Raw genomic sequence first — 25,320 nt, 5'->3', positions numbered from 1 at the left:
TAGCGCCAGTATCTCCGATTCTGTCCGCTTGGCAAGAAGAATAAGGTTAACAAGAACTTAACGGAAGCGTTCGCTCGTCAACTCCCTGACCACACACCCGGACGAATATCTACACGATTCCAGTTAGTTAGTCAGACTTCCTGTTCTAATACTCAGCGTAGAGTGGCCCGGTATAAATGCCAGGGGGAAAGTAGCTCATGAACGCTCCACTCTGTCTTCCTGCTACCAATGGGGCTTCAAGGATAGAAGCGACTCACTAGGCTCCATACCCGGCATTTATGCCGGGCTGACGCATCTGCCGATCTGATGTTGATGTAGCCCCATCAAAAGGGGCAGCGGTTCCACATGCGGCAGCATCAACTTACTCATTCCACGTCCGGGCATATGCCGACGGCTATGCGTTATGAGAGCAGGCGTCTGGCATGACCGCTTCGCGCTCCCACCTCCGTCTGGTGCGCAAGCTGCAGGATGCGCTTGGCGAGACCATTTGCTCAGCGCTCGAGGACACATCCGTGGTCGAGATCATGCTGAACCCGGACGGAAGGCTGTTCGTCGAGCGGCTGGGGCAGGGGATCGACAGCATGGGCACCCTGCAGCCAGGAGCGGCCGAAATCATCATCGGCAGCGTTGCGCATGCACTGCAGACAGAAGCCGATGAAGACCAACCGATTATCTCCGGTGAGTTGCCGATTGGTGGCCACCGCTTTGAGGGATTGCTGCCGCCGGTGGTGGCAGGTCCAAGCTTCACCATTCGAAAGCGTGCGTCACGCCTGATCCCGCTGGAGGATTACGTCCGCAGCGCCATCATGACGACTGCACAGGCAGTTTTGATCCGGAAAGCTATCAAGGCACGCCTCAATATTGTCATTTCCGGCGGCACAGGCTCGGGCAAGACGACGCTCGCCAATGCCGTCATCGCTGAAATGGTGCGTACATCGCCGGAACACCGGCTGGTGATCCTGGAAGATACGGCTGAAATCCAATGCGCAGCAGAGAATGCGGTTCAGCTTCATACCACGGATACGGTCGATATGGCCCGGCTGCTGAAGAGCACCATGCGGTTACGACCTGATCGTATCATCGTCGGCGAGGTCCGCGATGGTGCAGCGCTCACCATGCTCAAGGCATGGAACACCGGTCATCCGGGCGGCATCACCACCATCCACGCCAACAATGCGTTATCGGCCCTGCGACGGCTGGAACAACTGACCGCCGAAGCCAGCCAGCAGCCGATGCACGACGTGATCGGCGAGGCCGTGGATCTCGTTGTTTCGATTGAGCGCACACCGACCGGTCGGCGTGTGCGCGAAGTCATCCATGTCGAGGCCTGGCGCGACGGCAACTACCAGATCGAAACCTATCCGGAAGAGGGACACCTCGATGCAGCATAACCGGACCGTCACCTTTCTGACGGTAAGCTTCACCGTTCTCATCCTCTCCATGGGCCCCTCTCTTGCTGCTGGCGGCGGCGGACTCCCCTGGGAGGGGCCACTGCAACAGATCCAGCAATCGATCACCGGGCCGGTGGCCGGCTTCATCGCACTCGCGGCAGTTGCCGTCGCCGGCGGGATGCTGATCTTCGGCGGCGAGCTGAACGATTTTGCCAGACGGCTGATGTATGTGGTGCTGGTCGCCGGCATTCTGCTTGGCGCAACACAGATCGTCGGGCTCTTCGGTGCCTCCGGCGCATCTATCGGCACAGTCGAAACTGTCCAGTCGACCGCTGCAAGAAAGGGCGGGGCAGGGGAGGGCGGTGATGGTTGAGCCAGTCGCTCCGCTCGCACGATCCCGCATTCATCGGGCGCTGTCGCGCCCGAACCATTTGATGGGCGCCGATCGCGAACTGGTTTTGCTGACTGGGCTGGCGACGGTCATTTTGATCTTTGTGGTCCTGACCTGGTTCTCTGCGCTGCTCGGCATCGCAATCTGGATTGGCGTCGTTGGCGCATTGCGGATGATGGCCAAGGCCGATCCAATGATGCGACAGGTCTATCTGCGCCATATTCGCTATCGGCAGACCTACCGCCCGACGTCCTCGCCATGGCGCAGATACTGATCCGCCCATGGTCGCACTTCGTCAGTTCCGAAACACACAGTCGTCGTTTTCCGATCTCGTTCCTTATGCCGGGCTGGTCGACAATGGCGTGATCCTGCTCAAGGACGGGAGCCTGATGGCCGGATGGTATTTTGCCGGTCCGGATTCGGAAAGCTCGACCAACTCCGAACGCAATGAGGTATCGCGCCAGATCAACGCGGTCCTGTCACGGCTTGGTTCCGGCTGGATGATTCAGATCGAGGCCGTTCGCGTGCCAGCCGTTTCCTACCCGTCACGCGAAGAAAGTTATTTCCCCGACGCAGTGACGGCAGCTATCGATAATGAGCGGCGTGCTCATTTCGAGGCTGAGCGCGGCCACTATGAAAGCCAGCATGCACTGATCCTCACCTATCGCCCGCCTGAACGGCGTCGATCGGCGATGGCGCGCTACGTCTATTCTGATGCCGAAAGCCGCTCCGAGACCTATGCAGACACTGCGCTCGACAGTTTTCGGACATCGATCCGCGAGGTCGAGCAATATCTGGCGAACGTTCTTTCGATCCGTCGCATGGTCACGCGGACCGTTATTGATCCCGGAACCGGACGCGAGGCGCGCTACGACGAACTCTTCCAGTTCATTCGCTTTTGCATCGTCGGCGAGAACCATCCAGTCCGCCTGCCGGAAATCCCGATGTATCTCGACTGGCTGGCGACGGCCGAATTCCATCATGGGCTGTCGCCGATGGTCGACGGTCATTATCTGGCTGTCGTCGCCATCGATGGCTTTCCAGCAGAAAGCTGGCCGGGCACCCTGAACCACCTTGATCTGATGCCGCTAACCTATCGCTGGTCGAGTCGCTTTGTCTTCCTCGATGAGCAGGACGCACGACAGAAGCTCGAGCGCACCCGCAAGAAATGGCAGCAGAAGGTGCGCCCCTTCTTCGACCAGCTGTTCCAGACCCAGAGCCGGTCGGTCGATCAGGACGCCATGCTGATGGTGGCAGAAGCCGAGAACGCGATCGCAGAAGCCGCATCGCAACTGGTTGCCTATGGCTACTATACGCCCGTCATCGTCATGTTCGATCATGATGATAACCGCCTGCGCGAACAGGCCGAGGCGGTGCGCCGATTGATCCAGGCCGAAGGTTTTGGCGCGCGCATCGAAACGCTCAATGCCACAGAAGCCTATCTCGGCTCACTGCCGGGCAACTGGTACGCCAATATTCGCGAACCGCTGATCAACACGCGCAACCTCGCTGACCTTATCCCAGTCAATTCGGTATGGTCGGGCAGCGCAACAGCGCCCTGTCCCTTTTATCCACCCAACTCACCGCCGCTGATGCAGGTTGCCAGCGGCTCCACTCCCTTCCGGTTGAACCTTCATGTTGATGATGTCGGCCACACGCTGGTGTTCGGCCCGACCGGCTCCGGCAAGTCAACCCTGCTGGCCCTGATCGCCGCACAATTCCGCCGCTACCGAGATGCGCAGATCTTTGCCTTCGACAAGGGCAAGTCACTTCTGCCGCTGACACTGGCGGCCGGCGGCGATCATTACGAAATCGGGGCAGGGGAGGGCGATGCCATGCTCGCCTTCTGCCCGCTGGCCGAACTCGACAATGATGGTGACCGCGCCTGGGCAGCCGAATGGATCGAAACGCTGGTCGCCATGCAAGGGGTGACGATCACACCCGATCATCGCAATGCAATTTCGCGCCAGATCAGGCTCATGGTCTCTGCGCCCGGCCGCTCGCTGTCGGATTTTGTCAGCGGCGTGCAGCTGCGCGAGATCAAGGATGCGCTTCACCATTACACCGTCGACGGACCCATGGGCCAGTTGCTTGATGCCGAACAGGACGGTCTGACGCTTGGTACCTTCCAGTGCTTCGAAGTCGAGGAACTGATGAATATGGGCGAGCGCAATCTCGTACCCGTGCTGCTCTATCTCTTCCGTCGCATCGAGAAGCGCCTCACCGGTGCGCCAAGCCTGATTGTACTCGATGAAGCCTGGTTGATGCTCGGCCATCCAACGTTCAGGGACAAGATCCGCGAATGGCTCAAGGTTCTGCGCAAGGCCAATTGCGCGGTGCTGCTCGCCACACAGTCGATATCGGACGCTGAGCGCTCCGGCATCATCGATGTGCTGAAAGAAAGCTGTCCGACCAAAATCTGCCTGCCGAATGGCGCGGCACGTGAACCCGGCACCCGCGAATTCTACGAGCGCATTGGCTTCAACGAACGCCAGATCGAGATCGTGGCATTGGCCACACCCAAACGGGAATATTACGTCGCCTCGCCTGAAGGAAGACGCCTGTTCGATATGGCGCTTGGACCGGTCGCGCTTTCCTTCGTTGGGGCGGCCGGCAAGGACGATCTCAAACGCATTGAGCAGCTTGGCCATGACCATGGCGCGAACTGGCCCAAGGTCTGGCTTACGGAAAGGGGGATCGGCAATGCCGAAACCATTCTCGCACACCGTTAAGATCGCCGTGGCGGTGGTCATCATCACCAGCACAATCCCGTCTGCACCCGCTCATGCCGGCGCTGTCACCGGGCAGGCGACGGAATGGACGCAGCTACTCAACAATTCCGAGCTGGTGGGGCTGGTCGGTCAGTCGGCTGAGCAAATCCAGAACCAGGTGCAGCAAATCACGCAACTGGCCGAACAGATCCAGAACCAGATCCGGATCTACGAGAACATGCTGCAAAACACGTTGCAGCTCCCGAACCATATTTGGGGACAGGTGGAAAGCGATCTCACCCGCCTTCAGGGCCTCGTCAATCAGGGGCAGGGGATCGCATTCTCGATGGGCAATATCGACGATGTGCTCAAGCAGCGGTTCCAGAGCTTTGCCGAGTTCAAAACCGGCCTTGCCAATGGCGAGAGCTTTTCTTCAAGCTATCAGGACTGGTCCGATACCAATCGCGACACCATCGCAGCGACATTGCGTGCCGCCGGTTTCACTGCCGAACAATTTGGCAGCGAGGAAGCAACCATGTCGCAGTTACGCTCGATGTCGCAAAGTGCGGTCGGCCAGATGCAGGCCCTTCAGGTCGGACATCAGATCGCAGCCCAGCAGGTAGCCCAGTCCCAGAAGCTGCGCGGGCTGGTCTCCCAGCAAATGACGATGATGGCCACCTGGTATCAGTCCGAACAGGCGGCAAAGGACCTTGCCCAGACACGGCGTGAGGAATTTTTTAGATCAACCGCGCCGTCAAGTTCCGGCGGCCAAATGATGGAGCCGCGCTGGTGAACAGGATTTTCTTCATTGTTGTAGCCATCGCCGTTGTGATCAGCATCGGCGTCACGGTCTGGATTGCTCAGAACCCCGCCGATGCACCGGCCTCAGCAGCTCCTGCCACTGTGGCTCCCCCGCAATTCGACACGACCGGCGGCCAGGAAATGCGGCCGCGTTGGGACACTTCAGAGGAGCAGGGCAATGACGCCGCCGAGAATTAGGGCGGCGCTCCTCACCCTGCTTGGCCTGTCGATCCTGATCGGACCGGCCTTCGCGCAGGATGGCTCGCTCCTGACCAATCTGGAAAACGAGGTGGCAAGTGCTGCCCAGGGCTGGGAGACAACCGTCCTGCAGGCGGCCCGCTCGCTGTTCTGGATCCTTGCCGGCATCGAGATCGGCATTGCCGCCGTCTGGCTGGCTCTTGCAGCCGCGTCGCTCGATACATGGTTTGCCGAACTCGTGCGCCGCATCATGTTCATCGGTCTCTTCGTCTTCATTCTCGAACAGGGATCTGCCTTTGCAAAAGCCATGGTCGACAGCCTGTTCCAGATCGGCGCCGGCGGTGGCTCGGCCTCGCCGGCCAATGTGTTCAATGCCGGCCTTCAGGTGGCAAGCGCCATGTCGAGCAAGGCCCAGTTCGGTCTCTTCGAAGACAACGCGCTCGCGATCGCCGCGGTCTTTGCCATGATCGTCGTCGTCATCTGTTTCAGCCTCGTCGCTGCAATCTTCATCTCGGTAATGGTGGAAATGTATGTCGGACTGCTCGCCGGCATGATCATGCTGGGCCTTGGAGGCTCAAGCTTCACCAAGGATTTTGCCGTCCGCTACCTAGTGTATGCCTTCAGCGTCGGGATGAAGCTGATGGCGCTGGTGATGATCGCCCGCATTGGATCGCAGGTGCTGGTCAATCTGGCGAGTGGCCCGGCAGGTTCTGACGAATATCTTTCGACACTCGCCATTGCCGGTATCTCCGTCGTCGTCTTCATCATCTCGATCTATGTGCCCAACATCATTCAGGGCGTTGTGCAGGGCGTTTCCGTGACCGGCGGCATGGAAACCATCCGCCATGGCGGGCAGGCTGCAAGCTCTGCAGTCGGTGGCGCGGCCCTTGCCGCCGGCGGCGCAAGGGCAGGAGTGGCAGCCTACTCAGATGCGCGTGCCGCCGGTTCCTCATTTGGCGCGGCAGCGCTCAAGGGCATGGCATCGGGAGCCGGTGCTGCCGGTGGCGCACTGGCAGGTGCTGCCCGTGACAAGGCAATCGGCGTTCCCGGAACATGGGGCGCTTCCACGCTCGGTCTTGCCAATTCCAAGCTCGATCAGGCCCAGGGCCGAACGACGCGTAAACCCTCCAGCGACGACAGGGCGTGAGTGACAGGACATGGCCGGACGCAATCCACCCGAGAACCCCTATCTTGCCGCGCGTCAGGAATGGAACGAGCGCTACGGCTCCTATGTGATGGCGGCGCGGGCCTGGCGCATTGTCGGCATCACCGGCATGCTGATGGCCGTGATAGGCTTTTCCTACGCGCTTTATCAAAGCACGCAGGTCAAACTCGTTCCCTATATCGTCGAGGTCGATCGCCTCGGAACAGCCGCCAGCGCCGGGTTCCCGCAGCAGATCGAATATGCCGATGCAAGGGTCGTACGCGCCACGCTCGGCAGTTTCGTGAGCAACTTCCGTTCGGTGACACCCGATGCCGTCGTCCAGAAGCAATATATCGACCGCACCTATGCGCTGCTGCGCACGTCAGACCCCGCCACCGAGAAGATCAATGCCTGGTTCCGGGGCAATTCGCCATTTGATCGCGCCGTTACCATGACCGTCGCCATCGAGGTCACCAACATCGTGCCTCTGTCGAACCAGAGCTATCAGGTCGACTGGACGGAATTCCAGCGCGACCGGCAGGGCAAGGAACTTGGCACGCGTCGTTACCGTGGCATCGCCACCGTGACACTGAACCCGCCGCAGGACGAAGCTGTCATCCGCTTCAACCCGATCGGACTTTATTTGAGAGATTTCGAGTGGACGGCGCAACTGTGAGTGCCCGGAGGATAGTTTTCATGAGTCTACCCAGCATCCGGAGCATCAGCCTTTGCACCACATTGCTCCTGGCGTTGACATCGCTTCCCGTCGCAGCTCAGAATCTGAGCGCCAACGAGGTGCGCGGAACCAATCTGTCGGGGCAGTGGCAATCGGGGCAGGGGGTGGTGACGCGCGGCCCTGACGGCAAGGTCATCTTCCTCTATGGCGAAGTCCAGCCTTCAGTCGTCTGCTCACCGCTACAGGTCTGCGATATCGAGTTGCAAGCAGGCGAAATCGTCCGCGACGTGCTGCTTGGCGACACGGTTCGCTGGAAGGTCGAGCCGGCAACTTCCGGCGCCCCCGGCGGCCAGGCCGTGCATCTGATCGTCAAGCCCTCGGAGGCCGGACTTGTCACCTCCATGGTGGTGACCACCTCGCGGCGCACTTATCACATCCAGCTCAAATCGCATCAAAGCCAGTATATGGCCCGAGTCGGTTTTGACTATCCAGAGGACGTCAATGCCCGCTTTGCCGAAATCAGTGCGCGCATGGAAGCCAGCATCGTTCCAGGTGCAGGTGTGCCCGCCGACCAGTTGAACTTTGGCTTCCGGACGAGCGGCACAGCGCGCTGGCGGCCGATACGCATCTATAGCGATGGGAGCAAGACCTATATCCAGTTTCCATCCTCGCTTTCCGGCCAGGATGCGCCGGTGCTGTTCGTCGTTTCCGGCGGGGAAAACCGCATCGTCAACTACCGGATGAAAGGCTCGATGATGGTGGTCGACTATCATATCGATCACGCCATCCTCGTCTCCGGCGTCGGCCGCCAGCAACAAAAAATCACCATCCGGCGGGGAGGGTAGGGGATGCGCAGCTTTTCCGTAGCCGGTCGCCTCATCGCTGCGATCGTCTTAACCGGTCTTCTCTCAGGCTGTCAGACGCTGGGGCAAGCCGGGCTGATCCAAAGCACAGTAACGGCAGAATTGTCGCCGGAAGCCGCCAACAGCATTGCCAGCGACATGGTCGGCAGGCTTGCCGAACAGGCCGGCCCCGCCAGCACGACGATCCGGTTCACCCCTGATGGTTCCGTATTCGGTCAAGCTCTTGAGGCATCCCTGAAAAGTTGGGGCTATGCCGTCATCACTGACCAGAAAACCGACGAAGCCAATATCCTTGCCCTTGCCTATACCGTCGACGAGTTCGAGGGAGCAGTTCTGGTCAGGCTGTCGACGCTGCGCTTCGATCTGACCCGCATGTACAAGCCCGCCACTGACGGTGCCACCCCGGTCAGCCCGCTCTCGATCCTGCAACATGGCTCGGCAGGCACGGCATGACGCAGTCTTTGAAGCTTGGCGGCGCTGACACTGCGGCCACCCCGAAAATCCGCCGTCTCAACCGGCTGCCGATTATCGGCGCCATTGTTCTGGTGGTGATTTTCCTTGCCGTTATCTTCTATGGGCTGACATCGCGCGGGCTGCGGTTTCGCGACGATGGCGGTGCTGGTGCGGCCGGATCGCAATCGGCCTCAACCTATGCCGACCAGCTCACCCGTGGCGTTCCCGACGGCATCATCGGTGAGCCGGCGCAACCGCAATTCCAGCCACGGCCGCCCGCAGCGGCAGAGACCGCTACCAATCCCTTCCCGGCAGCAGAGACCGCACCTCAAACCGCCCCGCAGCCTGCCACATCACAGCTCGAGCCCGAAGAGGTCTGGCGGGCGCGGCTTGAGCGGGAACAGCGCGAGCAATATCTGCGTGAGCAGCACCGGCAACGCATGGCGCGGCTACAGGCCAACGATGCTGCCTATGATTCTCCGATTGCTGTCAGCATCAATAACCTCAACCGGGAATCGGATGTGGAAACGGCGAGAGGGGCCAGCTCGGCCGGCTCGCCTGGACGGCCCCCAAGCGCACTCGACCTTTACGCCGCCGCCATGCAAGGTGGCCTAACCGGCCCCAACGGCGACCCGAACGGGCAGGCCGGAAAAGAACGCTTCTTCAATCAGGACATCGCGGAGCTTGGATATCTGCCCAACCCGGTCGCGCCACAGATGTCGCCCTATGAACTCAAGCGCGGCTCGGTCATTCCAGCAACGCTCATAACCGGCATCAATTCCGATCTTCCCGGTCGCATCAGCGCTCAGGTCAGCCAGAATGTCTATGACAGCGCCACAGGCCGGCATCTCCTTATCCCCCAGGGCGCAAAGCTGTTCGGCCGCTATGATTCCAACGTATCGTTCGGACAGAACCGCGTGCTGGTCATCTGGACCGATATTGTTTTCCCAAATGGGTCGACACTGCAGCTCGGCGGTATGGCTGGAACCGATGCCGCAGGGTATGGCGGGTTCAGGGATAAGGTCGACAACCACTACTTCCGTACCTTCGGCTCGGTCGTCCTCGTTGCCCTGATCGGTGCCGGCACCGACATGATGATCCCGCAGGATCGCAATGCGTTCGGAACATCCAACAGCGCCGAGGATGCCGCCAGGCGCTCATTTGCCGAAAGCTTCAGCCAGATGTCGCAGCAGACCCTGTCGCGGAACCTCAATGTCCAGCCCACCTTGAAAATCCGACCGGGATACCGGTTCAACGTGCTGGTCGATCAGGACATCGTTTTTCCCAGCGCAATTCGCTAGGATGTTGCACCGACCTAATGCGGAATAGGAGTATTGCGAGAGGAGATAGCGTATTTGGAGTCAAATCTGCCGCTGGGATCAAGTGAACCGCTGACAATCAAGCTTATCGCTCATGGGTAGTCACGCCAGCGAAAGCGCCAAGCCCATTGCATCTAGCGACGGCTGCTTGCGGAAGTATCTACACTCCGCCTCGACTAAAGAGGCTTCTGCAGTTGGTACATACTCCAACTGACAGATGGTCGTCCGAGAAGATCAGGAAATTCACCGTGATGTATGGTGTCGTAGCCGGCAGCCTGAGCCAGAGCTACAAAGCTATCGGCTGATACCTCGAACATTCCACGCCGCGCGTCCTGCGGTCCAATACGGAGTGAAACATATACGCTACCGCCTGGGGCAGTGACTTCGTACATACGTGCCAACGAGCGCCCTCGATCCTCCGGCGCAATATGCATCCATACGGCATTCGCAAGAACGATTTCAAATGCTTCAGGCTGTATTGGCGGTGCCTCTAAACTTGGTAGCCGCGCATCAATCCACGTAATACGTCGGTCGGGGTGCAAGGATCTCGCAACAGTTCGCATAGCTGCAGATGGTTCCACCGCGTAAACTCGGTGCCCGCGTTCGGCTATCCAGGCAGCATCTCGTCCAGTGCCTGCTCCAATATCCAGTACTTGGAGATGATTACCAGAAAATACTGGCACCAAGAAAGGATAAGCGTCCGCGAAGGATACTGCCTCATAACTATCGGCCAGTGCTGCGGCGTGCTGCTCATAGAAGGCGATGCCTGGATTGTTGTCCATTTTCGACTCCTTGTTCATCTCAGCCCATACCTGAACACCAAAAAGCACTGCGCTTACGCCGGCAGCCCAAAAAAGAAGTAGGGAAAATGTCTGTCTAACTCTTTCATTAGACACGAAGAACCGCTGAACGGGGTTCATGTCGTCATCGGGACTCGAGGCGTCAACAAAGCCCGAAGGATAAGATTTTTTCAACCAATCGAGGTATTTTCCCATTACGAAACGAAAACGCCGCAACACCACTACCAGTGCGAGATTGCCCACCACGGCTGTCAAAAGAAGCATGGGTGCAACCAATGATTCACTATCGGCTCTAGAAACTGCAAACCATAAGCCGCCCGTCAGCGTCATCGCAAGCACAGGAATTTGCCACATGATCTGGTTTAACGACCGGAATTGTAGGTAGTTCTGCTCGTAGGCTTCTTTTTCAAGTGACATGGCGGAATTACAACTCATATTCATCAAAGAATTCGCGCTATATACTCGTTACATGGGGCACGCGATTTTGTGAATCTTTTCAAAATGGTTCAATCTGTTGCCAAGGAATCTGCGTACATTTGGAGCTCCTCGGTTGAGGCGAAGGGTACCTGGGCAACAAAATACTCCTCGCCGGCAGGCTTGTCTCCTCCGAGCCTAGCCGCTAGGTGCCCCTTACCCAACAGGCGCTCGGCGCCCTTCACCCCTAACGCGAGAACAGAACCCGCCTCGCCGGCAACTTTGAGTACAAGCCGGTTGTTGAGGTTGTCGCGGATGCCAGGCGGTATCGCCTCCTGAGCGGCGCGCTGGGTGATCATGATCACATGGATACCACACGCGCGGGCCTTGGCGGCAAGCCGGGTGACCTTTTGCTGGATCACCTTACGGTACTCGTCCGAGCTTGCCATCCAGTCCGCCATCTCGTCGTGAATGACAAAGATGTAGGGGAGCTGCTTTTCTGGCGCGACCAGACGATTGTATTCCGAGATCTTGGGGACGCGCTTTTCTTTGATTAGCTCGTAGCGCCGATCCATCTCTCTGACGACCGATTCGAGCACCATCTCGGCCTCTTCCTGGTCCGTGATGATGTCCCGGGCCATATGCGGCGCGTTCTCGATCCAAGGGAAGTCGACACCCATTTTGGGGTCGATAAGATAGATTTTCAGATTTTGGGGTGAGTTGAGCGCGACCATCTGCAGCAACAAGCTTTGCATCAGAACGCCCTTGCCCGATCCGGTCTCGCCGGCGATGAGCGTATGTGGCCCGTGCTCCTCGTTGCAACCGTATTTGTCGCGCAGGTTGAGCCAGAGGGGCTCTCCCGTATCCTCACGCAGCCCGAGCAGGAAGTTAGAGATCGCCTGCGGCGAGCTCTCGGGCCATTTCGTCTCGAGCCAGACACGGGCGAGATCGACCACCCGGCGTTCCTGGGCGGCCACAAACAGGGAGATGCGCCCTAACCCGGCCCTGATGTCGGTGACGTCGAGGCCAAATGTGGTCCGCAACTCCGTGATCTTGCTTGTGAGCTTTGGGACAGTCAGAGTGGAGTGCCCGGCAAAGTTTACAAGAACCCCGTTGGGCGTAGAAATGGTCCGAGGTTCGACCAGTTGCGCAACCATATTGAACTCGGTTAACGCCGCTTGCAAATTGCGAGCAGTATCGGCGGCAAAGATCTCCTCTGCCTCCTTAAGCCGCCCGGTGCCCTTACCTTCTGCAACGCTGCGCATAACGGATTCCAGCGCCGGAGGCAGGCCCGGATTTTGACGAAATATCTCGACGGCCGGCAGCGGCTCAAGGTCTTCAGCCACCGGTCCCTTAGGCTCAAGCTCTTCCTCCGCGATACCCTGAGCGACGGCCTGCATCAGGGCTTCGTCGGCCAATGGTGTTGGATCGGTAGCAATGGGCGTTTCATCGACTTCGGGGCTAGCAATCGGCTCGGGCAGAGTGACAGCACTCTCTCGGACCGGCCGAGGAAGATCCGACGGTGACGCGCCTTGAGGATCGACGAGAAGCTGAAGCAAGGCAGAAAGTGATTTCTGGCGCACCGTATACTGCCAGACAGCATCATTCTGTTCGGCAGCAGCCACTGTAAGTGAGGTCGAAGCGATATCATCGTGGACCACGACGATCGAGCGCCCTTCGGCTTCGTATTCGACCTCGCCATCGGCCACTGCCTGGCGGAACTCTTCGAGTTCCACATTGTTGGCGAAGAAGTGGATGTAGTCGGGACGCAGTGACATCAGATAGAGCAATTGCCGCCCCCAGGCACGCTTGGCCATCAGATCAGCCTGCGTGACGAAATGCGTCTCGATTGTCGCAAGTGTCGAAACCACCTGGTCCCGGCTCGATTTCGCCTCGATCAGCTCAGACGCTTGGCTGACGCATTTGGCTTCGACCACGGTCATGGAGATGACGAACTTTCCATCCTCGCGACGAATGGCGAGCGCGAGCGTGTCGGCTAGCTTGCCCTTATGGCTAAAAAACGCGCGATTGTCGTCGAGTGAGAACCAGACCGGCTTGACCCCACCAACGGCCTTTTCGCGATCGACGATTGCGGTGGCGGCCGCCAGACCGACGATCTCGCGTGCGGCGGATCGGGAACGAGCCGAAGACAGGATCTTTTGCCCGCAGACCTCGACTACCGTGTTGACGACCTGCGCGGCCAGCGTGGCAGCGTTGGAGCCAAGATAGTTGTCCTGCATCTGGGAGAAGTCCTCCTGCAGATGACGCAACAGGTTCTGGCTAGGTTCGCGCGAGGAAACGAGGACCCGCATATCCACGTCGGGCAACTGTATGTCGCGGATTACCTTGATGCCGTTTACCGCCAGCATCTGCCGGCTTGACATGGTGTCTACGCTCACCACCCATTCGCCAAGCTCGTGCGCTTTACGGATCGTATTGGAAACCTCCGTGTCATTCCAGTTCACCCTCTGGATCGGCAAGGCGCGCTTATCGGCCGGCAGGACCTTGGTATCTTCTGACGCGACAAAGCAAAGGTCAGTGAATTGGGCCACCGCCCTGGGCGGACGCGAGGCGGTCATGAAGATCTCGATGGCATTGGTCGCGATGTTGCCGGCCGCATCGGAATCCGTGCGGCGCCTGGGCAGGGAGGCGTTGCGGAAATCGATCTCTTCACCGACATCTTCAGACGCCCCATCCACCAGCTCCCACGCCATGCGCGCATGCTTGAAGAAGGCATCATGCAGGAAGACGACGTCGATATTGGAGCGCCGCCCAGGGGTTGTGGGATCACCTCGCCCCACCCCCACGCGCAGCCGCGAGAGAAACCCTTCTGTCACTTCGTCGAGGTTCTCCCCGCTCAGACGGGCATTTTGCTGGGTGTAGACCTCGCGCAGCTGCGACGAGCTATCATGGGTGATGAGTAGACTGGCGCGCAAATGCCCCTTCTTGCTCATGCGCTTTTCGAGATCCTTGGCAACCAATCCGGCAAGACTGACCGCGTCGGCATTGTAGAGAGCTGCGGAGAAATTACCTTCCTCATGAGGGTTGAGCTCAATGAACTTGTCTGAGGCTAGCATGAACTCGCGGCAGGCGATACCGGCGGTGGCTTCGAGCTTTTGCTCGCTCGACGCCCGCGAGTTGACCGGAACGGCGAGGCTATAGCCAGCGCAGTCCTCAACCGTTGCAAACGGTTGTAGGCCGTAAGAGACGACCTTAGGGAAGAACCATTCCACAAAGATCGAGCGTTGGACCTCGGTGGCCCGCTCGAGGCCGTCAACCGAAGTGTTCTGCGATCCGATGGCGAGTCTGATGAATTCGGCGAGATCGCGCGCCTTGGCCTTCCGCTCGAGCAGGCGCAAGGGATGCCACGCCGGCACGATCACAGCCTGCCCGTTCGATGATGGCAAAAGGCCAAACTCGACGATCGGCCGCAGCAGGGTCTCACGCACAGTGGCGCGGTTCCCGAGTTTCTCGCGCGCCACCCGACACAGATGGCCAAAGGCGGCGGCCTGATTCTCGATCAGACGACCCGCATATACGGTCTTCGGATCCTTGACGATGGCCGTCACCGCGGCGCCGAAGGCTTCTCTAAAGCTAGTTATGGCTTCAGAGATCGTATCCCGGGCCTTGGGCTCGATCGTGCGACTAGCGACAGCCTGTTCGAGATTGGACGGGATCACCGCAAAGAAGTCGTTTGCGGCCGGGTGATCAAAGGGATCTGCGGTGGAGCCCGCCTCGCCGCCGCCGATATCGATAAAACTGGTGGTGTCTGTCAGTGACGCTGGGATGCCACCCACAGCCGCGCCCTGCTTGAGGTCGAAATGCCCGGTGACGACACGCACCGTACCACTGGACGCAGCCTTGCCGAACGCTTCAATGTCCTCGGGCCAAGCAAGAGCGATGCTCGAAGCTCCAGGTTGCCAGAACAGCCGCACCTGCGCCGGTGCGATATCGTCCTCGACCTTGAGCCTGAGTTCGAACTCGATCTGGTTGGCACCGGCCGACTGGCTGCGCGCCTCGCCGCGTGCGGTCAGCCACTTGCCGAATTCGAAGGTGACGTGGTCTGCCAGTACATCCTGGACGAGCTGGCCTTCGAGGCGCAGCAGCTTGACGAGGCGCGGGTTGAGATCGGTCCAGGCCGACGTCTTCTCCCCGTTCTTGATCTTGACGATGACCTCGGCGTCCGAGACGATCATCCCGTCCTCAGCGTTCTTGATCAGCAGCGAGCGCACGCCTTTGACGATCAGGGACAAAAGATCGGTCTCCTTCACCTCGTCGGTGAACAGATGCCGGCGCCAGCTCTCATAGAGCTTCTTGTCTTTGACCGTGCGGATCTGGTCCTGCCAAGCGTTAAAAAATTCCTGATCCTGCTCAGGGGTGTTGGAGCCGCCCTCAAGCCGCTCGAGATATTCACTGGTGGCCGGCTCCTTGAGGCGTGCCGGATACTCGTTTTCGATGAAAGTGCGCGTGCGCTGGACCAGACTCGGGGTCTGCTTGCGTGCCTTAAAGGCGAAGACGTTCTTACCGAAGTCGTTCCATTCGACGACTTCGCAGAACCGTCGCTGGCTCGGCCGCCATTCTCCGTGCCGCAGATGCTTGCGATCGGCGATCAGTTCGGCGATCGCCTCAGCCATCACCTTTTCCTCGGCCTTAAACTCCCCCTCGCGTACAGCCAGATAATCGAGGATCGGCTCGACGGGCATACGGACCGATTTGGCATCAAGCAGATAGGGTATGTCGGAAAGGTCCCGGTAGGTATTCCTGAACATGGCCTTGAAATCGGCAACGAGCTTGGCCTTGGGCTGCCCCCGAACAGGAATGGCACCGAAGCTTGCCATTGGCAGCTTGAGAGCAGGAGCAGACTTGCGCAGTCGATTATCGAGAGGTTCTTCCTTGAGCGCCATGAAGCTGCGCACAAACTCGGCGAACTGATCGAGGTCCTTCGTGACATCGGCCGCATCGAGCCCGGCGAGCATAGCCGATATCCACGTCCGGTGCTCGTCACCCTTGATCGCGTCCCCTGCACCTTCGAGAATGGCCGCGAGCCACAGATCGGACTTGTCCTGTATCGAACGGCGATCAACGCGTGTAACGGCGTTGAGGCTGGCGCCTACTGTATCGCGTTGCTTGTCGGAAACAGCGAACAGAACAATGTCGGCTTCATCGGAATTTCGATAGGATACACCCGGTCGATCAGTCAGGAACCGGGCGTCGAGGGTCTGTGCCAAGGTAGGGTCGACCTCCCTCGAGATGGCAAGTGTAACCGTCTTGCCCTTGATCACAGGGTAATGTCGTGCCACGCCAGCTAGGTGCTCAGGTTTGAGACCGGCAAGCAACATCAGGGTACGGCCGGATTTACGTTCGACCTCCTGACCGACCATGCCCCAGATGACCCGACCGATCAGGTCGGCGCGTTCGATTGCATGACGGTCGGCAGCGCCGGGAGAGATGGTGATTGCGTTCATGATTGTTCGTCCCGGCTGTAGACGTTGGAGACAAAGGCGCAATCGTCCGACAGCCGCTTCACGTAACCAAGGCCCGTGAGGCGCTTTTCCAGTACGCGCAAATTTTCTTCAAAAGCGGAGACATCGCAAGGTGGCTCATCAAAAGCCTCACGCTGCTCGGCCGGCCCGATGACGATCCCGTAGCGCTGGTAGAGCTGTGCGAGGAAATCGTCGATAGTGATGGGGCCACGGACGGTCGCAAGTACCAAGGCCTCGAGGAATTCGTCGGATGCCGAAAACCAGGTGCCTGCACTGCGACGAGCGACGACAAAGCCACTGCTCTTACCCAGAGGCGTGATCATCGAGGAAATGTTGTTGCGATCGCGACGCTTGGTTGCGGAGATGAAGGCTTCGAGCCATACCTCAGGTTTCTTAACGCCTTCAGACGAAGCCGCCTTGTCGGCCCACCGCTTGGCATCGAAGGTTCGTACGATGGAGTCGACGGCCATCTCAGAACAGGTTGCAGGATCTTCGTGAGCGAGCGCCACGTTCCAGGCATGAACGCCAGCAATCTTTTCCCGGATGTGGGTTTCCACCGCGTCGTCGATTACCTGCTTGTGCCGGTTGAGATAATTCTTGGAAACGTCACGCAGGTTGGCATTGGCGCCACCGGTCATATCGAGCGGAATGGGGTCAACCGCGCTGCCGCTGACCTCCCGCGCACGATCGGCAAAATAGCACACGAGATTGAGCGCCGTCATGCGAAAGAGGGGCTCGAACTTTTGCGGCGCCGGCAGGCTGCGCAGGGTCAGGATTGCATCCCAATCCTCGGCCAAGCGATCATAGGCGGGGTGCGTGTTGAGCGGGAGATACCCGATCGGCCCGCCCTGCGTGCGATCGTTGGTACTTGGAACGAGGCGAGCGGCCAGTATTTCTGCGGGATCGGTCGCGCCGAGGAAATACCGCTTCACCTCACGTGCCACATTGCTCGCGAGCGCCGAACGATTGAGCATCAGGTAGATCATTTCGCCGCCGCGGCCAAAGAAGGCGCGGTCGGCGACGAACTTCAGATCAACATCGTTGAGAATAAGGCTTGGGCCGCGGGGCGCGAGAAATTTCGACGTGTAACGACGATTGTTGAGGACATCGAGTTCGAGGCCCTTGATGATCCGGACCGCTTGGCGGGCATCCTCGAAACTGCCATCGAAGCGGTCCTTGAGGTAGGCGAAGTTAACCCCAGCCACCCTCACCTCGTTTGAAAAGCCGCGATTGAGGGCCTCTATCCAAGTATCGAAGCGATCCTGGGGCGCGATGCGCTCGTCCTTGACGATCATATCGAGCGAACTGTCCCTGAACAGGATGTAGCGCAGCTCGACCGATCGGATGACCGGGATGATGATGGATTCGTGGGAGTGGGGGGTGTGCCCCTTCTGATTGAAGATCCGCGTTTCGGAGTAATGCCGTCCGTCATCGCCAATTTGCAGCACCCGACAGATCGCTAGGACTTCGAGGACTAGCATGTAAGGGAGTTGTTCTTCGACGAACCGGTGACCGAAGAGCTCCTCTTGCACCCACATCAGGGTATCGGCACCGTCACCGAGATGCGAACGCAACGTGACGGGTTCTGCTGGGGCTTCGACGGCATCAAGCATCAGATTTCACTCTCCAGGGCACCGATCGAGCGTTCGGCCAGCGTTTCGCCTTCAGTATCGACCGCCTTGAAATTGGTACCGTCTTCCTGCTCGCGATCGAGAATGCGGCCAACACAGCGGATCTGGAAATTGCGCACATCCTGGAAGCACTGGTTGGAAAAGCTCATCGGCAATGCTCCATCGTTGACCCGCATGAGGTATTCGAAAAGCGTTGGTGTGAGTGGCAGTGACGCCAAAATCTCAACCGGCGGGTAAGATGCGATCAGCTGAAGAAGGGGTGGTCGACCGGGGGACGCAGGAGCAGCCAAATTGAGGTTGTACGGCTTACCCGTCCAGCTGATCGGGCTGGTTACGAGGATCGGGACGCCGGTGCCCTTGTAGACACCCGAGGGCTGGGTCAGCCAGAGTCGGTCCGATGTCTCGGTCAGCGATCCCGTCAGGGCGCGGTTAAGGCCTTTGACCAAGCGCGGTCGCGTCCTGCGAAACATGTCTGGATCGCGTTCAGCTTCGCTCAATAGGATATTGAGGTAGTGATCACCATAGGTATGGACTGAGAGCTGCCAAGGGCTTTGTTCTCGCGCGTCGGGCGCGGCATTAGGCCATTCAAAGAACAGCCGGCGGCGCTGCGCGGTCAGAATGTGACGAAGCTCGACGATATGATCAGCCGGATTCTCGATATAGTCAGCCCGCGCCTTCGCATAGCTCGCGCTGCCATATTGCGGGTGATCGACGCCGTCTAGCTTTGCATCCATCAGGATATCGTCGAAGAAATTGTTGGTCTCAAATCCGATGGCGAATTCATTAAGTGCGGAGAACGCAGCGTTCTGGGTACGTCGGGTCGGCGGATGGTTGTCGCCGAAAACATTGGTGTAGGGGTTGGTGTAGGCATATTCTCCGTCCGCGGCGCGCTGGGACGCCCGCGCACAATTCAGCAGAGGCGCGGCATAAACGTTCTTGGCGTCACCGAGCAGGGCATTGACCACAATGATGATGATCTGCCGGATCGAAAGATGCCGTTCATCGGCCGCCGAGATCTCGACCAGCGCCCGAAGGCGGGTGCGCATCGAAGCGCCACCATTTTTGAGCAGGATCTCGCGGTTGGTCTGGACCGGGCACCGACCTTGGGCGCCGATCTCACACCCCGAGCCACAATCGCTCCAGCGGGGGTGGTTGCAGATCTCGTCAATGATGGCGTTGATCGTCGAGGCGTGCGAGGTCCTCGACATGTTGACGAGGCGGAAGGAATAAGGGGAGGGGGGTAGTTCCTCGTCGTCGCGCAGGAGTTCCCGAAATATTGTGAGGATATTCCTGCCGGCGGCGCTGCCACCCATATGCTCTTCCCACGAGCGCAGCAGATGGCCGTCATTGACGCAAAAGACAAAGATCTCGCGTGGATCCGGATCCGTGAAAGACGCGATCATGCGCGGCAACAGAGACGACTTCTCCGAGGCTGTGACTTCGCTCATATCCTTGACAAAGACGATAGACCGCCCAGTTTCAGGATCAGTAAAAGGTGTGATCTCCTTGAGGGTGGTGGGACCACCCAGCCGCTCAAGAACCTTGCGGGCGGTGTAGGTCTTTCCATCCCCTGCAGTTCCCGTGAGCACCACGGACCGGGCAGGCGACCCTCTCAGATCGGCGATGATCCGGCCGGAATGAGTTTCCGGAATGGAGATCGGCTCGACCCCAGCCCGAGCGGCGGCATCAACGACGAACTCGTCGTACATGTTGTTACCGTCCGACGTCGGCCCATAAGCCGCCAGAAAGTCGACCAATGCATTGTTACTCATTCCAGCCCCCTCCGCTCCCTCAGAATACCAGTCCCGACAGAGCCTTGCCCAGAGTAATCGGCATTAAATCTGGAGGACTCGTCAAAGTCGAGCCCGCCGCCCGTTACTTGTGACAGGTCAGGCACATCTTGGACTGACCATAGAGATCATCGATATCAATCGGCTCCCCGTCGGGACGCAGCGGGTTAGGCTGAATCTTTGCCTTCATGCGCTCGAGGCGCGCTGCATGATCGCTGCGAATCTGGGCCACGCGATCCGGATGGGATAGTTCCTCAAGGGATTCCCCCTGGCTCCAGGTGAAGGGCGAGCCATGCTCCACTGCCGTCTTTTCGTAGGACTTGGCCTCCTCGAAGGCCTCTGGATGGCGCTCCATAAGGCGTACCCATTCGATCTTCTGTTGGAAAAAGCAGAAGGTGCAACCGCTGCGCGAACGCCATTCATAATACGACGGCAATCCCAGGCCTGAGGCCTCAAGCAGCTCGATTACGCCTGCCTTATCGACTCCGTCTTCACGGAAGGGTAGGCGGACGGACAGGTTCTGCGATTTCGAACTGTAGCCTTCACGGTAATCTTCGTCCGAACGGATCGCTACATAGGAGGTGACCTCGTCGCCGTTCTTGAGCATGGGCTTCACCCAATTCTCGAAAGGGCGTAGCTTGAGCATGCGAGTGCACCAACGCGTCTGCGCTGAGGGAAGGAACGAATTGTACTGCATGAGCCAGAAATCGAAATCCCGGTCGGGATTGAGCCGCAGGATCGGCTTTCCGAGGACACCTTCGAGGCGTCCGAGATATTCGTAGACCTCGGGAAGCTCCTTGCCGGTATCAGTAAAGAAGTATTCAATGTCGAATTCAGGATAGTGGTGACGCATATAGACCGCCAGCGCGGCACTGTCTCTGCCACCAGACAACCCCAGAACGTGGCGTTCAACCATCAGACGGCCTTTCTCTTTTCGTCGTCCTTTTCAGACGTCAAAACTCTGGCCCCGTACCGCGCGAGAGCGGCCAGGACCAGCTTGTTGTTGGCACCCGACATCTGAGCGGAAAGTTTGGCGACGAGATTGTCCACGACTTCGCCTTCGGTCTCGCTGACATCGAATTCACCAAAGATTGGAGCCGGCCGCCCCCCGACGCTCACAACGAATGCCATTGCTTCACGCTTGTCCTTGCGACCCTTCACATGCGCAAAGGCTTCGGCGTGGTTGAATTTCAGCGCGAGCGTAGCCAGCCCCATAGCGGCTCGATCAATATCGGCATCGGACCAGTCCCGGACCGGGCGATTGGCCGCAAGGCTTGCCAAACCCTCGATGTCCTCGTCACTGCCTTGGAATGTCGCGATGCGCCCAACGAACGCCTCGAGCTGGAAATCCCCCGCTAGATCCCGGATGTTTTCGGCCCGGGCTCGTAAATCGGCGATCGCATTGGGCGAGGCGTTAGGGACCTGCAGCTCGGAGAGTAACTCAGAGCGTAGGCGGTGTAGCATTTCGGGGTGCGCGGCAACGAGCTCTTCGAGCCCCTGCCGAACATTGGCGATGACCCCGTCGTGGTCATCGCCCTTCGCCGAGAACAGGCCTGGCAGATCATTGAAGATCAGCTTGTTAGGGTCGGCAGCCTTCTTGAAGATGTTCCGCACCGCCGTGGCGTTGGAGGATAGGCGCTGGGTACGTTGGGACCATGGAGACAGACGGGTATAGATTGCCACAAGTCCACGTCCCACATCGATCGGCTCGAGATTGCTCAAGGTGTTTTCAGGATCGAGGTCGCGAACCACGTCGGCGAGGCCGGAAAGGAGCTCGCGGGCGTCCTCACTGAGATCCATCCACCGGATCTGTATCAGCGTCGCGTCCTTGACGAGATAGTCGATGTCGATGTCCCGCAGAAAGGGTTGAAAAATGCTGTCGCGATAAAAGGCGAGCGTTGACCGCATGGTCATCAAAAAAGTGATCGCCAGGACCGGCATGATTCCGCGCTTGAGACCAAACGGCTTCTTGCCCCAAAGGGTATAAATCTCGTCGAGCGATACCGAGCGCTTGGCGTTGGCTTTGAGGTATTTTTCCGCCGCGCTCCAGAGTGACCCTAGGCCAGCGGGGTCTTTGCCTTCACGCGGATCAAGAAAGCCAAATCCATCGCCTTGCTTCCCATGCAATCCGGTCTTGGCCAGCAGGGACAAGTAGAGACCGCCCTCGGCGGGAAACCCTTCGATCCCAAGCCGCTCGAGGTGACCCTCGGTGACCATTTTCTTGAGAAGGACATTCTGGGCTGCGACAGCATTGCTCGACGGCTTTATACGGTTGAGCAACTCGTTGTGCAGGACCGGCGCCTTGATGAAGCGGTGGTCCGCAAACTCGGAGGCCATCTGGCTCAAGTGGCGCAACGGTATGCGTACGACACGGTCCTTACCGTGATGCCACTCAACCTGCTCAAAAGCCTTTGTCACTTCTGATTCAAATATTGATTGGGCGGCCGCCAGCCGCGCCGAAACCTCGCGCCGCGCCACGGCGTCACCCTGTAGATCGGGGTGAGCTCGAACCCGGCCGAGGGCTTGGACCTCGCGGGCGAGATTGAGGATGTAGTCGGTGCTAGCGGCGATTCCGAAAACGGTGTCCCAATCGGTGTTCGTGACATCCACCCCCTCGAGCATTGTCGCCAGGTCCCTGAGGGTCTCGCCCTGGTCTGGCACCACGAGCACGAACTGCCCGATTGTACCGTCGGCCGGCCGATAGCTCTCAATATGTTTTTCGAGCTCGCTCGACAATACGATATCGATATCGAACCAGCGCAGTGCGCCGGTCTTGTGATAATGGCGCTTGCACAGGACCGGCTGCAGTCCCGAGAGCGAGCGAACCAACGCCATGTCGGGCTGGGGATGCTCGCCAACCTCCGCCTCGATCGCTGCCTCGATGTCGAAGTCGCTGCCGGCGTAGACCGCAAAGCCGCCAAGAAACTTCTTGAAGACGATGAGAGACCATTCAGCCAGCTGCTCAAGCGCTGCATCAATCTCGGATGCTGAACTGCCGGTCATACACACAGCGAGAACTGCTTCGGAGGCGGAAAGGCCAGAGCGATCCTTGAACAGATCGATTACGGCAATTGTCTTGAGCACCCGAAAGTGCACCTCGTCCCCACCCATGGCGCCGCACCGATCGATCGCCTCGGCCGCTACAGCCCAGCGGTGACCGTCCGGAGAGGACAGGATGGCTGGTTCGAGATTGACCCTCAAATAGTCCCAAAGATGATCGGGGGTGAACATGCCGCTCGGTGAGCGCCGCAGAAAATCACGAAACCCGTGTGGTTCAGCAGAATTAAGAAAACCAAAGATACTGCGCTGGTTCTGACCGAACCGACGGCGCGAGATCGGGCCGAGAAGGGCCGCCGTTGCCGGGTGCAGAGGCCAGCACGTTGCAAGTAATTCCGTGAGTGATTTGACGGCTTCGGCCCGGCCGGACGCGATAGAAGTAGCCACGACTTTGGCCGCAGGCACATGCGCCTTATTCCCGGGCTCGCCCTTGATGGCACGCGAAAGGATGGCGATCTGTTCTTCTGTGCCCACATTGACCGGCAGGTCGATGAACCGGCCGTGGATCTTGATCCACTCATCACGCAGATCACGCGAGAGCTTCGCGGCATACTCGTCGAACGCTTGGTGCAGGATACCGACAAAGACAAGCCTTCCGCCGCTACGCGAAGCGATCTCGGCTACCTGCTGGATTAGATGAACGTCACCATGTCCCCGCGCCACGGCCTCGAGCATCTTGCCCATTTCATCTACGAAAACGAGAAGCCCGCCATGCTTATCAGTTTTCTCGGCCGCCAAGCTCTTGAGGGTGTCTAGGACGCCAGTCTCTGTCCAAACCGTGTCTGCGGGAGCAAATCCTGACCTGACGAGCGCTTCGCCAAAGATCGCTATCGGATCATCCTTGCGGCCGACGATTCCAAGAATGCGCCACCCCTTCTTGCGGGGTGGTAGCTTGCCCCAGATCTCGTTAGCTATGTCCTGACCGATGATCCCCGCCGCTTCATCACGCAGCAAGGCATTGCCGTTCATCAGAGCACTCAGCGCGACGACAAGGCTCGACTTCCCCGAGCCATAGGGACCCGTCCAGGTGAAAGCTGCTTGCCCGGTATCTGAGACGTGCTCGGCCATCGATTGCAGAACAGCGATCGAAGATGGAGGGCAGATGAAACCGCGCAAGGCCTCTGCGTCACCGAGATCGGTATCGATGCGCACGGCGCGTTGAAAACGGGGTTCGATGGCTACACGTTCGATGAGGCTCATGATGCTGCCCTTATGGAACCGACAACATCGGCGAAATCACGCGCCACATATTCTAGAGCAGCAGCCTCGTCGATGACGCGACGGCGCAGCACTTGCTTGAGGCCGGCCGTCTCAGACCACATCAGATCACCGTCAGTGAACGAATCGAGATCAGCGAGGCGTTCGGAGAGAGCGGCTTCATCAAGCAAAAAGACCCGACCGGGAGATCCGGGCTCATAAGCAATCGTCTCAAAGGAGAGCGAATTGCTGCGCGAACCCACAGATCCTGCGTATCGCTCCCAGAAATCGAGTAAAGCGTAGAGAAAGACACCCATGCCGAGCGTGGGCTTGCCGCCACGAACCATGCGGAACCCATCTTTGCGCCCGATCCCCCGTATGAGACCGAGTTCGACGAGGGGAGATTCTAGACTGTCTTCGTGTGCCCCTCCGGCGGAGGTCGCACGCGATGCGTAGGTCCTTATGAAGCAGTCAACATCACGCTTGATGGTGGCGTCAGAAATCCTGGGCCACCTCCTGTCTTGGGCCAGTGCCACAAGTGCGCGAGTAAGGCCGTCACGCTCAAAATCAATGTCAGGTAGGTATCCAAATACCCAATACCATGTGGTCCGGTTTGGCCGGCCGCACAAAAGCCAATGGGCAAGCCACGAGGTCGCCGCGACCTCCATAAATGGGTCTAATCCGTGCGAGCCAAAAATTAGCTTCCCAAGCGGGGTAACCATTATCCTCCCGGCCGAGTCTGCTGGCGTTATCATGCCCACTGACTCAGACCAGTATCTTATTGAGGCAACCATGTTCTTGCCAACGCCGAAATGTCCGATGGCGTCATCTGCTAAAAATAATTTTCTATTGTACTCTGACTCTTGGCTTGCAGAGACAGCGTCGACTGCCTTTTTTAGCCAGCCGTACTTGAGCGGAAATGTTTCATGGCCTGAAAATTGTGGTCGGTATTCAAATTCATAAAGCGGACCTCTACCCATAACTAAACCCACCAAGCCATT

18 protein-coding genes are annotated in these 25,320 nt (G+C 58.8%); 11 read left to right on the top strand and 7 right to left on the bottom strand.

Going from position 1 to position 25,320, the window contains the following annotated elements:
• The first annotated feature begins 422 nt into the window (after positions 1–422).
• From trbB to trbI, 11 genes are read left to right on the top strand one after another with little or no spacing between them, the layout of a single operon-like run.
• Entirely contained in the window at positions 423–1,391 is a 969-nt protein-coding gene (trbB, locus tag ACFPLB_RS13945) for a P-type conjugative transfer ATPase TrbB (RefSeq protein WP_378230647.1), read from the top strand.
• Positions 1,381–1,764: a TrbC/VirB2 family protein gene (locus ACFPLB_RS13940; RefSeq protein ID WP_378230645.1), complete on the top strand. Its 384-nt coding sequence runs from the start codon at positions 1,381–1,383 to the stop codon at positions 1,762–1,764. Before trbB ends, ACFPLB_RS13940 begins: the two co-directional genes overlap by 11 nt.
• Positions 1,757–2,056, top strand: coding sequence for a conjugal transfer protein TrbD (locus ACFPLB_RS13935; protein WP_378230643.1), 300 nt, complete (start codon positions 1,757–1,759; stop codon positions 2,054–2,056). Before ACFPLB_RS13940 ends, ACFPLB_RS13935 begins: the two co-directional genes overlap by 8 nt.
• Before the next feature lie 7 nt (positions 2,057–2,063).
• Positions 2,064–4,514, top strand: a complete 2,451-nt coding sequence (locus ACFPLB_RS13930; protein WP_378230640.1) for a conjugal transfer protein TrbE — start codon at positions 2,064–2,066, stop codon at positions 4,512–4,514.
• A complete protein-coding gene (trbJ, locus tag ACFPLB_RS13925; RefSeq protein WP_378230638.1) occupies positions 4,486–5,286 on the top strand; it encodes a P-type conjugative transfer protein TrbJ in 801 nt (266 codons plus the stop codon). The genes ACFPLB_RS13930 and trbJ overlap by 29 nt, the downstream gene beginning before the upstream one ends.
• Positions 5,283–5,492, top strand: a complete 210-nt coding sequence (locus ACFPLB_RS13920) for a TrbJ/VirB5 family protein (RefSeq protein WP_378230636.1) — start codon at positions 5,283–5,285, stop codon at positions 5,490–5,492. The genes trbJ and ACFPLB_RS13920 overlap by 4 nt, the downstream gene beginning before the upstream one ends.
• A complete protein-coding gene (trbL, locus tag ACFPLB_RS13915; RefSeq protein ID WP_378230635.1) occupies positions 5,473–6,639 on the top strand; it encodes a P-type conjugative transfer protein TrbL in 1,167 nt (388 codons plus the stop codon). The genes ACFPLB_RS13920 and trbL overlap by 20 nt, the downstream gene beginning before the upstream one ends.
• Positions 6,640–6,649: 10 nt before the next feature.
• Complete coding sequence (locus ACFPLB_RS13910) at positions 6,650–7,312, top strand: conjugal transfer protein TrbF (protein WP_378230633.1); 663 nt, start codon at positions 6,650–6,652, stop codon at positions 7,310–7,312.
• Between the two features lie 20 nt (positions 7,313–7,332).
• Complete coding sequence (gene trbG, locus ACFPLB_RS13905) at positions 7,333–8,157, top strand: P-type conjugative transfer protein TrbG (protein WP_378230631.1); 825 nt, start codon at positions 7,333–7,335, stop codon at positions 8,155–8,157.
• Between the two features lie 3 nt (positions 8,158–8,160).
• A complete protein-coding gene (trbH, locus tag ACFPLB_RS13900) occupies positions 8,161–8,628 on the top strand; it encodes a conjugal transfer protein TrbH (RefSeq protein WP_378230629.1) in 468 nt (155 codons plus the stop codon).
• Positions 8,625–9,929 carry an IncP-type conjugal transfer protein TrbI gene (gene trbI, locus ACFPLB_RS13895; protein WP_378230627.1) on the top strand — a complete coding sequence of 435 codons (1,305 nt, stop codon included), beginning with the start codon at positions 8,625–8,627 and terminating at the stop codon, positions 9,927–9,929. Before trbH ends, trbI begins: the two co-directional genes overlap by 4 nt.
• A gap of 194 nt (positions 9,930–10,123) precedes the next feature.
• Here the strand turns inward: trbI and ACFPLB_RS13890 are convergent, their stop codons facing one another.
• From ACFPLB_RS13890 to ACFPLB_RS13860, 7 genes are all read right to left on the bottom strand, one after another.
• Positions 10,124–11,164: a class I SAM-dependent methyltransferase gene (locus ACFPLB_RS13890; protein ID WP_378230625.1), complete on the bottom strand. Its 1,041-nt coding sequence runs from the start codon at positions 11,162–11,164 to the stop codon at positions 10,124–10,126.
• Between the two features lie 89 nt (positions 11,165–11,253).
• The gene (locus ACFPLB_RS13885) at positions 11,254–16,626 is read right to left on the bottom strand and encodes an FtsK/SpoIIIE domain-containing protein (protein WP_378230623.1); all 5,373 of its coding nucleotides are present in this window, start codon (positions 16,624–16,626) and stop codon (positions 11,254–11,256) included.
• The gene (locus tag ACFPLB_RS13880) at positions 16,623–18,257 is read right to left on the bottom strand and encodes a hypothetical protein (protein ID WP_378230622.1); all 1,635 of its coding nucleotides are present in this window, start codon (positions 18,255–18,257) and stop codon (positions 16,623–16,625) included. The genes ACFPLB_RS13885 and ACFPLB_RS13880 overlap by 4 nt, the downstream gene beginning before the upstream one ends.
• Positions 18,257–20,047: a P-loop NTPase family protein gene (locus tag ACFPLB_RS13875; protein WP_378230620.1), complete on the bottom strand. Its 1,791-nt coding sequence runs from the start codon at positions 20,045–20,047 to the stop codon at positions 18,257–18,259. The genes ACFPLB_RS13880 and ACFPLB_RS13875 overlap by 1 nt, the downstream gene beginning before the upstream one ends.
• A gap of 103 nt (positions 20,048–20,150) precedes the next feature.
• Positions 20,151–20,981, bottom strand: coding sequence for a phosphoadenosine phosphosulfate reductase domain-containing protein (locus ACFPLB_RS13870; RefSeq protein WP_378230618.1), 831 nt, complete (start codon positions 20,979–20,981; stop codon positions 20,151–20,153).
• Entirely contained in the window at positions 20,981–24,322 is a 3,342-nt protein-coding gene (locus tag ACFPLB_RS13865; RefSeq protein WP_378230616.1) for an ATP-binding protein, read from the bottom strand. Before ACFPLB_RS13865 ends, ACFPLB_RS13870 begins: the two co-directional genes overlap by 1 nt.
• Positions 24,319–25,299 (bottom strand): DUF4007 family protein, encoded by a 981-nt coding sequence (locus tag ACFPLB_RS13860; RefSeq protein WP_378230614.1) that lies wholly within the window; start codon positions 25,297–25,299, stop codon positions 24,319–24,321. Before ACFPLB_RS13860 ends, ACFPLB_RS13865 begins: the two co-directional genes overlap by 4 nt.
• Positions 25,300–25,320 lie beyond the last annotated feature (21 nt).

This window comes from Aquamicrobium segne (assembly GCF_042656785.1).
GTDB classification, from domain to species: domain Bacteria; phylum Pseudomonadota; class Alphaproteobacteria; order Rhizobiales; family Rhizobiaceae; genus Mesorhizobium; species Mesorhizobium segne.
This window is presented reverse-complemented; position numbering and strand designations above follow the sequence as displayed.